This window comes from Flavobacterium sp. (assembly GCF_043780635.1).
Taxonomy (GTDB): Bacteria; Bacteroidota; Bacteroidia; order Flavobacteriales; family Flavobacteriaceae; genus Flavobacterium.
On sequence record NZ_JAYWCK010000179.1, the window covers coordinates 1 to 12,009 of the forward strand.

The window sequence follows — 12,009 nt, forward strand, 5'->3', positions numbered from 1 at the left end:
TATTGGCGGTTTAGCGACTTCAAGATACTGAATTTCAGTATCTTGACCAATATTTATTCAATTTATTTTACTTTAAATAATTGCACCCAACGGGTTAATGTATAATCTTGTACATATATATTGTATGTATTTTAGTAATGCCTTATATTTGCATTCACAAAATTAAAAACAATGATTAAGATTAGTTTGCCCGATGGGTCAGTTAAAGAGTTTGCAGCAGGAATAACTCCTATGGATGTTGCTATTAGCATTAGTGAAGGATTTGCCAGAAACGTGATTTCGGCTTCTTTTGATGGTACAATTGTGGAAACCACAACTCCTTTGACGACGGACGGCAGTCTTATATTATATACTTGGAATGACGAAGGTGGTAAAAAAGCTTTCTGGCATTCGACTTCGCACGTAATGGCGCAGGTTCTTGAAGAAATGTATCCAGGGATAAAATTAACCCTTGGGCCAGCAATAGCCAATGGATTCTACTATGATGTGGATTTTGAAGACCAAAAAATTACTGATGCCGATTTCAAAAAAATTGAGGATTGTATTTTAGAAATTTCAAGAGAGAAACACGAATTTAAATTGCGTCCTGTTTCTAAAGCAGAAGCTTTGGAAGTTTACAAAGACAATGTGTATAAAACCGAGTTGATTTCGAATCTGGAAGACGGAACGATTACTTTTTGCGACCATTCTACTTTTACAGATTTGTGTCGTGGAGGTCATATTCCTAATACTGGAATCATCAAGGCAATAAAAATTATGAGTATCGCCGGTGCTTATTGGCGTGGTGATGAAAAAAACAAGCAGTTAACTCGTGTTTATGGAATTTCATTTCCAAAACAAAAAGACTTAACAGAATACTTGGAATTGTTGGAGGAGGCGAAACGTCGTGACCATAGAAAGCTAGGAAAAGAACTTGAATTGTTTGCTTTCTCAGCGAAAGTGGGTCAAGGTTTGCCTTTATGGCTACCTAAAGGAGCTGCACTTCGCGATCGATTAGAGCAATTTTTGAAAAAAGCACAAAAGAAAGCAGGTTACGAGCAAGTAGTAACACCACATATTGGACAAAAGGAATTGTACGTGACTTCTGGTCATTATGCTAAATACGGTGCAGATAGTTTTCAACCCATAAATACTCCAGCCGAAGGTGAAGAATTTTTATTGAAACCAATGAACTGTCCTCATCACTGTGAAATCTATAATGTAAGACCTTGGTCGTACAAAGATCTACCGAAACGTTATGCTGAATTTGGAACTGTATATCGTTACGAACAAAGTGGCGAATTGCACGGTTTGACTCGTGTTCGTGGCTTTACCCAGGATGACGCTCATATTTTTTGTACACCGGACCAATTGGATCAAGAGTTTAAAAACGTAATTGACTTGGTATTGTATGTTTTTGGTTCTTTAGGATTCGAAAACTTTACTGCCCAGATTTCGTTACGTGACCAAGAAAACAGAGATAAGTATATAGGCAGCGATGAGAATTGGGAAAAAGCAGAAAATGCAATTATCAATGCTGCTGCCGATAAAGGATTGAAAACCGTTGTGGCTTATGGCGAAGCCGCTTTCTATGGTCCAAAGTTGGATTTTATGGTCAAAGATGCCCTTGGCAGACAATGGCAATTGGGAACCATTCAGGTAGATTATAACTTGCCGGAGCGTTTTGAATTGACATACAAAGGTTCTGACGATCAATTGCACACTCCGGTCATGATTCACAGAGCTCCTTTTGGATCTATGGAACGTTTTATTGCTATTCTGATTGAACACACAGCAGGAAAATTCCCACTTTGGCTGATGCCAGAACAGGCTATAATATTGTGTTTGAGCGAGAAATATGAAATATATGCGAAAAAAGTTTTAAATCTGCTAGAAAATCACGAAATTCGCGCCCTAATTGACAACAGAAATGAGTCAATTGGAAGAAAAATCAGAGATGCAGAGATGCAGAAAACCCCGTTTATGCTGATTATAGGCGAGGAAGAAGAGAAAAACGGAACCATATCTATACGTCGTCATGGACAAGAAGGAAAAGGGAATGTTAGCGTTACGGTTGAAGAATTTGCTGCAATTGTAAACGAAGAAATAGGCAAAACATTAAAAACATTTACAGTTTAACTTAAATAATAAAGTCATAGCAATAAGAAGCAATAGAGGTTATCAACCTCGAGTAGAAAAAAAAGATGCGCATAGGATTAATAATCTTATCCGTGGTGTGCAAGAAGTAAGACTTGTGGGTGAAAATATCGAGCCAGGAGTTTTTAAACTTTCTGAAGCGTTACGATTAGCAGACGAATTCGAATTAGACTTGGTTGAAATTTCGCCAAATGCAGAACCGCCTGTTTGCAAGATAATGGACTATAAGAAGTTCGTTTACATGCAAAAGAAACGTGAAAAAGAGCTTAAAGCAAAATCTACTCAAATTGTAGTAAAAGAAATTCGTTTTGGTCCTCAAACAGATGAGCACGATTATGAATTCAAAAGAAAAAATGCAGAAAAATTCCTGAAAGAAGGTTCAAAATTGAAAGCGTTCGTTTTCTTTAAAGGACGTTCTATCATATATAAAGACCAAGGTCAAATCTTATTATTGAGATTAGCCACAGATCTTGAAGAATTTGGAAAAGTAGAAGCAATGCCCGTTCTCGAAGGAAAGAGAATGATTATGTTTATTGCTCCAAAGAAAAAGAAGTAGTATTCAGTTTGCAGTGGTCGGTGTTCAGTTTTACAACTTTAAACCTGAAACTTTAAACTTGAAACAAAAGATAAGTAAGTAAGAATAAATTAAAAACACTAGGAAAAAATGCCTAAAATGAAAACCAAATCTAGCGCCAAGAAACGTTTTAAAGTTACTGGTTCTGGAAAGATTAAAAGAAAGCATGCTTTCAAAAGTCACATCTTGACTAAAAAATCTAAAAAACGTAAATTAGCTTTGACACACTCAGCGCTAGTTCACAAAACAGATATGAAAAGCATCAAACAACAATTAAGAATTCTATAAACCCCACCCCAGCCCTCCCCTAAAGGTGAGGGAGAAGAAGAGGAAAAAAATTCTTTAGGTTAAAACAATTTAAAATAACCTTGGAGTATGGCCTTAAGTTCCCTTGATTAAATTCGGGACGCCTGCTACAAAAAAAAACAGAAAAATTATGCCAAGATCAGTAAATTCAGTTGCTAAGAGAGCAAGAAGAAAAAAGATAATGAAGCAAGCCAAAGGTTTCTTTGGTCGTCGTAAAAACGTTTGGACAGTTGCAAAAAATGCGGTTGAGAAAGCTATGTGCTATGCTTACCGTGACAGAAAAGTGAACAAAAGAAATTTCCGTGCTTTGTGGATTCAACGTATCAACGCTGGAGCCAGATTAGAAGGAATGTCTTACTCACAATTCATCGGGAAATGCAAAGCTAATAACATCGAATTGAACCGTAAAGTTCTTGCCGATTTAGCGATGAATCACCCTGTAGCTTTCAAAGCAATACTTAATAAAGTAAAATAAACGTTTTATCAACTCCATTTAAGATTACTTACTTATATAGAAACCCAGTCGAAAGATTGGGTTTTTTTGTGCCTAATTGTTAGCTAAAATCATCAGGAGCATAACATCCGCTTTCCCTTCTCGAAATGTCCCGCTATTCATTTCAATCCACGAAATTGCTTCGTTCCTTGCAATAACGTGGGATTTTCATTGCAAACGAAGTTCACTGAACTCCGCTGAAAATAAGAATTAAGTGAAGTAATCGGGGCTAATTTACACTTTTTCGCTTTTTTATCAACTTATTCCTAATTAGTACAAATCAGAATTTGAAAATTACTATTTACTAAGTGTGTATTTCTTAATTATATATTTTGATATAGGCTTTAATGTTTTTCCTGTTTCAGGATGTAAACCGGGGTGATTGAAAAATTCATATTCTCTTTTATTTGGAGATTTTCCATACCAAACTAAAGGATTATCATAATTCCCATTTCTAAAGAATGTAGTTGTATCACTAACAGTTATTTTTTTGAAATTGTCTAGTATCCCTTGATTTAAGGGACTAACTTCAGCCTTATCTTTCACTTTGTCGTATTCAACTGCTTCATAATGATTTTTCACCCAAACCATACAATTCCTGTCTGGAAAAAAAATGTTTTTGACACCATAACTCACCGAACCAAAAACTAACAAAGGCAACACTACTAAAGCAATTCGTTTAGAAATTGTACTCTTCTTAAATTCCTTTAAAATTCCTCCACTTTTTTTATTTTTTTTCTCTCTTTTTTTATCTTTTCTTGAACTTTCGTTTATACTATAATCAGCTGTCAACATCACTATATCATAACCAATCATAAACTTCCTATAAGGTCTTGGATTAAAATCTACCAAAACCGCAATCAAATCCAGATTTACAACTCTCGTGGTTTCTGTATTTCCTTTTAGAAAATTACCAATCGGTTTTAATTTATCCATATCAAAATGTTCAATATGTTTCCGTTTGCTTGACTTATCATTAAGGTCAAAAAATCTATCCAAAATTTCTTGATCCAGTTTACACATTCCTTTATCAAACAATACTAAACATAAATTTTTCAATTCGGCAGGAGAAGGTTTCAACAAAAACCCTGAAAACTCTCCTGTTTTTGTTTCTTCATATTTAGTCTTTACAGCCTTTTTATAATCATCGATAGTATTCTCGTTCATAGAATTTATGGAATTAATCGGAATTGTTTGGAATCATCGGAATGATTGGAATCCGTTGTCAATAGTCACTCAAAAACCCTATTCCTTTGCTTCAGAATTAGTTCTTGTCTTGACCTGCAATTAATACAAATGTACGAAACTAGTTCTAAAAAAATGTAGCTAAACCGTATGGCAAGTTTATTCGGGAAGTATAAATCCTGGCATTCTGTTTCAGCACATTTCACTTCCCAAAAAAAGCAAAAGAGCAGTCCATTTTTAATGGCTTTATGCTCAGGCAAGGATTCGATTTCAATATCGGACAGCCCAAACTATGTCTAATTTTTAATTCCAAAAAAAAATGAAAAGAATCATTTTAGTATCGATGTATGTCATCGCCAGCATTGTAATGCTTTCCTGTACAGATGATACAACACAAACCACCCCAAGCAATAATAAAGTGAGAGTAGTAGCTGATGAACCGGGTGACCCAATTATAATTCCACCTACAAAACCATAATCTCAATGCTCTTTATTTAAGAAGATTTATTTTTATTTAATAAATTTCTGTAATTTCGGGAAATGATACTCAAAAAAGTCTATTTCCCGATTTTAGTTTTATTACTCCTATTTCTTATCTTGCCATCTTGCAACAAAAAATCAATAATCAAACCTGATAAAAAGAGTAATCTACTAGAAATTGATCGTTTCATTGACCTTGGCGACAAATATTTTGAAAACCTAGAATATGATAGTGCCTATTATTATCACAACAAGGCAAAATCCCTCTGTGACTTAAAAACAGATAATACCAGAATCATCTATTCCTTGTCAAGAATGTCTGAGATTCAACAAAACCAAGGAGATTATTCTGGGAGTGAGACTACTGCTATAGAGGCTCTACCCTTTTTAAATAAAACTATGGATCAAACATACGAATGCTCCATTTATAATTTACTTGGGGTTGTTTATATGAAACTATATGATTATGACAATGCACTATATTATTACAAGAAGGGGTTAAATTTAAAAATCGACAAAATTCGAAAATTAATGTTTATACACAATATTGCTGTAACATATATGGCCAAAAATGATTACTATAGAGCCATACAAATCCTCCTTCCCTTTACTTTGAAAATAGAAGTTATAAATGATTCAGCATCGTTTTCCAAAGCACTTGATAATCTAGGTTATTCTTACTTCAAAGTGGGGAATCCCAAAGGAATTGACTATTTGAATCAATCCTTAAAAATTAAAAAAAGAATAAAAGATGACTTAGGAATGGCTACAAGCTATCTTAATCTTACTAAATATTACAAACAGACCCATCCAAGATTAGCTAATGACTATGCGCGATTGGCTTATGAAAAGGGAACAAAAGCTAATAATGTAGACTATCGACTGGAATCATTAGCATTATTAATCCAAACTAGCTCCGGAAATAAATCAAAATTCTATTCCGAAAAATACATCCACATCAATGACAGCATTAATAAAGTAAGGCAAAATGCCAGAAATCAATTTGCCAAAATAAAGTACGATTCCAAGAAAGAAAAGGAAGAAAATCTAATACTAAAAACCCAGAAGGTCCTAACTGCCCTTGAACTGGAGCAACAAAAAAGCAAAAACCTGCTCTTGTATTTTCTGATACTAATTGGAATTCTGTCCACTATTTTCTTATATTATTTTTTAAAAGCAATAAACAAAAAAGAAAAAATCCAAACCTCCTACGATACTGAAACCCGAATTGCCAAAAAACTGCACGACGAATTGGCAAACGACGTCTATCACACAATGGCTTTTGCCGAAACACAGGATTTGGCTTCGAGTCAAAACAAAGAGATTTTACTCAATAATTTAGACACCATTTATTCCAGAACACGCAATATTTCAAAAGAAAATAGCACAATTGACACCAGATTACACTTTGTGGCTGGTCTCAAAGAAATGATTTCAAGCTTTAATACCGATGCTGTCAATGTTTTGATTAATGGTATGGATTCTTTCAACTGGAATGCTTTGGAAGCCAATAAAAAAATTATCGTCTACCGTGTTCTGCAAGAACTATTGGTCAATATGAAAAAACACAGTCAATCCAGTTTGGTTGTCATCGCTTTCAAAAAAACTGAAAATAAATTGCAAATAGATTACAGTGATAATGGAGTTGGAGCAGCATTCGACAAAATAAATTCAAAAAATGGACTCCAAAATGTGGAAAACCGTATTCTAGCTATAAAAGGAAGCATTACTTTTGATACTAAACCTGAAAAAGGGTTCAAAACAAGTTTCAAAATTCCTATATAATTAATCAGTATGTTCAATAAAGTTTTAGTAGCCGAAGATTTTGACAGTATCAGTATCACAGTTGGACAAGCCTTGGCGGAACTCTCCGTTTCGGAAATTCACCATGCCAAATACTGTGACGATGCCTTTTTGAAAGTAAAAAAAGCACTCAAAGACAATTTGCCTTACGACTTGCTGATTAGCGATTTATCATTCAAAACTGATCATCGGGAGAATAAACTAAACTCCGGAGACGAATTGATCGCAGCCGTAAAAAAAATACAACCTGATATTAAAACAGTAGTTTTTTCTATTGAAGACAAATCCTTCAGGATCAAATCACTTTTTAATGATTTAGGTATTAATGCCTTCGTATCCAAAGGGAGAAACAGTATTCCGGAACTCAAAAAAGCCATTAGAGGAGTATTTAACAATGATACGAAAATCCTTTCTCAAGAATTGTCTCACGCGTTAAGGGATAAATCCCTAATCGAAATTGAAACGTATGATATTTCACTTCTAAAGTCATTGTCCAAAGGGTTAATCTTGGATGAAATTGCATTAGATTTCAAAAACTCTGGAATAATTCCTAATGGCAGCAGCAGTATTGAGAAACGAATCAACAAGCTCAAAACATTCTTCAAGGCCAATAATAATGTACATCTCATTGCCATTGCTAAAGATTTAGGTTTGGTGTAATTTCCTCCTTATTAATTTCTTTTTTAATTTATTTCCTCACTTTACGGTTTCCCGTAAGGATGTCATTTATATTGGATTTAATTTTGGAAATATTTAAAACCATACTATGGAAACAAGCCCCAAAACAAATGCAATTAAAGAGAATAACTCAAAAGTTAACCAATAAAGAAAGAATAACTCCAAGTTCAATCATTATTTCTGTTGGAATTATTGTTTCAGTTATTCTGCTTTTAGTAAAAGTAAGTAGACCAAATATCGATTGGAAAATTCCATTTATTCCCTTAATGCTCGCATTACAAATTATTTTTCTATTATTGGCTATAAAAAAAAGATTCAAAAAGGTATAAAATTCATAAAAAAACAACTTGAATTTAGTTTAGTTTGATTGTAAAATCCAATTCACATAAAAAAAATAGGTTATGATTGAGAAAGAAGTTGAAAATATTTCAAAAAACATAAATATTTGTACCGAAAAACCTTTAAATAAATGGGACAAATACCTTGATGATTATGAAAACTATTTAAAGGAATACATCAAACATTACAAAAAATCACTAAAAGGCAATCTCGTTTCACTATCAAAATATCCCTATATGAAAGCAAGATCAGAAGCGTTGTGTGAGCAACTAAATAATGTCCAAAACAAAGCTCTTTTGAATGAAAAGCAACTGAAACGAAAATCAAAAATTCAAATGAAAATAATATTTACTTGTTGTGACTAAATATAAAATAAATGAAAAAACTTAACCTGACTACATTACTAATTTTTTGCTGCTTGACACTTTCCTGTAATCCAAAAACAGAAAAAAAACAGCCCATAATTTACAACAACAACCAAAATTATAAATTTGATGATGATGAAATAATAAAGAGAAATACTAAAACTTCTAAAGACAAAAAACACAATCTCGAAAAAGTTGGAGATAAGAAATGAAGCCTTCAAAATTTATAAAAAATTTCCAATAAATGAAGTATTCCTCAAAGCAATCATTTTTATTCGAGGTAAGTCTGGATAATAAATAAGCAGAACCAATGAAACAACTCTCGTATTTGGCTATTGATTTAGTTACGTCTATACAATTAGCTGTTATGGCTTTAGGTTTAATTTGTGCTGTTTTCTTGTTGTTGAAAATTTGGAGAAGGAAATGAACATTTAGGATTAGGAATAATCCGTTTGTGTTAGGAATGCAATTTTAATTTTATCAAAAAAATCATCAAAATGAGGTTTTTCGTAAGTAATTGATTTTTAAGAGACGTAGGTTTGAATATTAAATTTTTAACAATTCAAAGATTGTTAATAAAAAGCCAATGACTGAAACTGAGTTGCAGTATGAATCGATAAAATTGCTTTACAATGTACATACGAATTATCAATAATTTATATGAATTTCAGTAATGGAACACATAAAGAAAAGGAAATCAAAAGTATAAACTTTAAATTTAATTGATAAATAATAATTTAAATAATTCATTATGGTAACAGAATCGCAAAAATCTCACTTTTTAAATTTATACCATATTGCTTTATGTGATATGCAAATTGAACCAATAGAATTAGAAAAATTATATTTGATTGGTGTAGAGAAAGGTATCTCTAATGAAGAAATAGATACCATAGTTTTACATCCTGATAAAATAAAATTTCATGTTCCTGAATCAGTTGACCAAAAAATTGAGTATTTATTTGAACTTGCTCAAATTGCTTGGTCTGATGGAAAAATTGATCAAAATGAAAAGCTAACTTTAGAACTATTTTGCTCAAAATTTGGATTTGCGCAAGAACATGTTTCAACTATCACTCAGTTTATTTTAGATGAAGTTGAAAAGAATACAAAATTATCCGAGGTTTTATCTATAGTCAACCAAAATCTGTAATTTATGGACATATTAGCAATCAAAAAAGGTCTTTTTAATACTAAATCACCTGAAATAAAAGAAAGTAATCCAATTATAGGACTACAAGGTAAAGGCGGATTAACTTATACACAATGGGGATTTCAAAAGGCTGGTGAATTAGGAGGTTCACTTGCTGGATTACAAGCATGTCTTCATATTGTTTATCTAGATATAAAGAAAAAAATTATTGAAGATGATTCAAAACAAAATGAATTGAAACAGCCACATAGAATAAAAATAGAGCATCTGAAAGGTGAAAATGAAAAAATCAATGGACTAATTTCCAATGATACAAGTAAACTTACTCATGAAGAAAATAAAATTGAAACTCTGAAAGAAGAATTATCAAATATAAAGAAACATCCAGAAAGTGTAACTTCAGATCCAGCAGTTAAGGCCAGTTTTATTATTGGAATTGTAATTTTAGTGTTTTTGACAGTTTATCTATTTATATTTTATAGCTCAGCAACATATTCTGCTTTTTTTAAAGAATTTGCATTAAATAACATTGGAGTTGCTAGTTCTATATTTGATCCGAATGCAATAGGAAGAGCATTGACTGATGGTGTAGCAGAGTTGGCACTAATTTTAACAATTCCATTTGTTTTCCTAGGTTTAGGTTACTTAATCAATAAATTTCAAGAGCAAAAGGGATTTGGAAAAGTCATGAAAGTTGGAATGTTAATACTGATAACTTTTATGTTTGACTCTATTCTAGCTTATGGTATAACAGAAAAGATTTACAACATTACAAAAGAAAACTCCTTTGAAAATATTCCCGCATACAAATTAAATATGGCATTTTCTGATATACACTTCTGGACTATTATTTTCGCAGGTTTTATCGTATATATTATTTGGGGATTTGTTTTTGATTTTGTAATGGATTCATATGCTAAATTAGATAAAGTTAGAGTTGCCATGGAACATATTAAAACTAAAATAGCTGATTCAAAATTGGAGTGTAAAAAAATTAAACAAGAAATTCAAATATCAAAGGATACTGCATCTGCTAATAATTCAGAAATAGAAAAAGAAAAAAGAATAATTGATGGAATAATAGTTCCAATAAGTGATATTAAACTTGAAATTATGAACTTTCAAGCTGGTTGGTTATCTTTTTTGCAAGGGATTGGTTTTACAACTCCAACTTCCATAGAAATTCAAGAGTCTGTAACTGCATTCGTTCGAAATGCAGATAGTGATAATAGAAATAGTTAAATCAAATATTATGAAAAAATATAGTTCATTTGCTCTAATATGCATTTTTATGATGGCTTGCAATGGCAAATCTGAATATTCAAAGAACTCTGAAAACTCTAATAATAGGACTTCGATAAAAAATGAATCGAAACAACTAAATATCTCAATTTTATTAGATTTATCAAACAGAATTGACACGACATTAAATCCAACAAATCCTCAACATTATATGAGAGATATTGAAATAGTTAAGTCTATTTCTAATTATTTTGTTAGTGATATGAAAAAACGAGGCACATTTAATTCAAATGGAAAAATCCAAGTAATATTCAGTCCAACACCAAATGATTCAAATGTAAATTTGTATGCAGAAAAGCTAAATGTAGATTGTTCGGCAATGTCTAATTCACAAAAAAAAGATGTATATGACAATGTAACAAATATATTTACTGATAATTTAACGAAAATATATAAACAAACCTTGATTGATAAAAACTGGTGTGGCAGTGATATTTGGCGTTTTTTTAAAGATGATGTAGATATGTGTGTCGATAAAAATGAAAATTATAGGAATATTTTAGTTATCGTTACTGATGGATATATCTATCATAAAAACACAGTATTAAATGAGAAAAATAGATATTCTTATATTACACCTCAAATATTAGATAAATTCAAATTAAGAAATAATACAAATTGGGAAAGTGATATAACTAAAACTGACTTTGGTTTAATAAGTAAAAGAAACGATTTAACAAATTTAGAAGTTCTAGTATTAGAGGTTTCATCTTCTTCAGAAAAATACAAATCTGATGAAGATATAATTAAATTCATACTAACAAAATGGTTTTCTGAAATGGGAATAAAAAGACCTGGAATATTTTATTCGGATTTACCTGTTCATTCACAAAAACGAATTGCTGATTTCTTTGCCATCTAAATAAAGTCAATAATCTAAAAACATATTTAAATATATGTGGGCTTTCATTCTCTTGAACATGATTCGTAGGAATCACAGAAGTAAAACAACAAAATGCAATACAAACGGGTATCCCGACAACAAACAAGGTATAAAAGCAAAATCGGTGGAGCAATTATTAAAGCTCTAATTACTAGAAAATAAAGTATTTAATCACTCCTAAATTATGGTAAATTTGATTAAAATTATTATATCAAACCCGTTGGGTGTAATTATTTAAAGTAAAATAAGTCGGATAAATATTGGTCAAGATACTGAAATTCAGTATCTTGAAGTCGCTAAACAAACCAATAT

The 12,009-nt window shown here is 31.7% G+C and carries 13 protein-coding genes; 12 read left to right on the forward strand and 1 reads right to left on the reverse strand.

The annotated features are described in order from the left end of the window. The first annotated feature begins 171 nt into the window (after positions 1–171). The 4 genes from thrS to rplT all read left to right on the forward strand — a co-directional run bounded on the left by thrS (position 172) and on the right by rplT (position 3,491). Positions 172–2,118, forward strand: a complete 1,947-nt coding sequence (gene thrS, locus ACH2BV_RS15740) for a threonine--tRNA ligase (RefSeq protein WP_395051730.1) — start codon at positions 172–174, stop codon at positions 2,116–2,118. A gap of 16 nt (positions 2,119–2,134) precedes the next feature. Then, positions 2,135–2,692, forward strand: a complete 558-nt coding sequence (gene infC / locus ACH2BV_RS15745; protein ID WP_394344383.1) for a translation initiation factor IF-3 — start codon at positions 2,135–2,137, stop codon at positions 2,690–2,692. A 108-nt stretch (positions 2,693–2,800) separates the two neighbouring features. Continuing rightward, on the forward strand, positions 2,801–2,998 hold the full coding sequence (gene rpmI / locus ACH2BV_RS15750) for a 50S ribosomal protein L35 (RefSeq protein WP_194311601.1): 198 nt from the start codon (positions 2,801–2,803) through the stop codon (positions 2,996–2,998). 148 nt (positions 2,999–3,146) lie between these two features. Next, positions 3,147–3,491, forward strand: a complete 345-nt coding sequence (gene rplT, locus ACH2BV_RS15755) for a 50S ribosomal protein L20 (RefSeq protein ID WP_194311600.1) — start codon at positions 3,147–3,149, stop codon at positions 3,489–3,491. A 315-nt stretch (positions 3,492–3,806) separates the two neighbouring features. Here the strand turns inward: rplT and ACH2BV_RS15760 are convergent, their stop codons facing one another. After that, a complete protein-coding gene (locus ACH2BV_RS15760; RefSeq protein WP_395051731.1) occupies positions 3,807–4,676 on the reverse strand; it encodes a hypothetical protein in 870 nt (289 codons plus the stop codon). Positions 4,677–5,013: 337 nt separating this feature from the next. Between ACH2BV_RS15760 and ACH2BV_RS15765 the strand changes: the two genes are divergently transcribed. From ACH2BV_RS15765 to ACH2BV_RS15800, 8 genes are all read left to right on the forward strand, one after another. Further along, positions 5,014–5,172 (forward strand): hypothetical protein, encoded by a 159-nt coding sequence (locus tag ACH2BV_RS15765; RefSeq protein WP_395051732.1) that lies wholly within the window; start codon positions 5,014–5,016, stop codon positions 5,170–5,172. A 62-nt stretch (positions 5,173–5,234) separates the two neighbouring features. Then, a complete protein-coding gene (locus ACH2BV_RS15770; RefSeq protein ID WP_395051733.1) occupies positions 5,235–6,959 on the forward strand; it encodes an ATP-binding protein in 1,725 nt (574 codons plus the stop codon). Positions 6,960–6,968: 9 nt separating this feature from the next. Next, positions 6,969–7,637: a response regulator gene (locus ACH2BV_RS15775; protein ID WP_395051734.1), complete on the forward strand. Its 669-nt coding sequence runs from the start codon at positions 6,969–6,971 to the stop codon at positions 7,635–7,637. 419 nt (positions 7,638–8,056) lie between these two features. Continuing rightward, positions 8,057–8,359: a hypothetical protein gene (locus tag ACH2BV_RS15780; RefSeq protein ID WP_395051735.1), complete on the forward strand. Its 303-nt coding sequence runs from the start codon at positions 8,057–8,059 to the stop codon at positions 8,357–8,359. Between the two features lie 11 nt (positions 8,360–8,370). Next, positions 8,371–8,571, forward strand: a complete 201-nt coding sequence (locus ACH2BV_RS15785) for a hypothetical protein (RefSeq protein WP_395051736.1) — start codon at positions 8,371–8,373, stop codon at positions 8,569–8,571. Positions 8,572–9,110: 539 nt separating this feature from the next. Beyond that, entirely contained in the window at positions 9,111–9,512 is a 402-nt protein-coding gene (locus tag ACH2BV_RS15790) for a hypothetical protein (protein WP_395051737.1), read from the forward strand. Between the two features lie 3 nt (positions 9,513–9,515). Continuing rightward, positions 9,516–10,754 (forward strand): hypothetical protein, encoded by a 1,239-nt coding sequence (locus ACH2BV_RS15795; protein WP_395051738.1) that lies wholly within the window; start codon positions 9,516–9,518, stop codon positions 10,752–10,754. Positions 10,755–10,764: 10 nt separating this feature from the next. Further along, positions 10,765–11,676 carry a hypothetical protein gene (locus ACH2BV_RS15800; protein WP_395051739.1) on the forward strand — a complete coding sequence of 304 codons (912 nt, stop codon included), beginning with the start codon at positions 10,765–10,767 and terminating at the stop codon, positions 11,674–11,676. Positions 11,677–12,009: the final 333 nt, after the last annotated feature.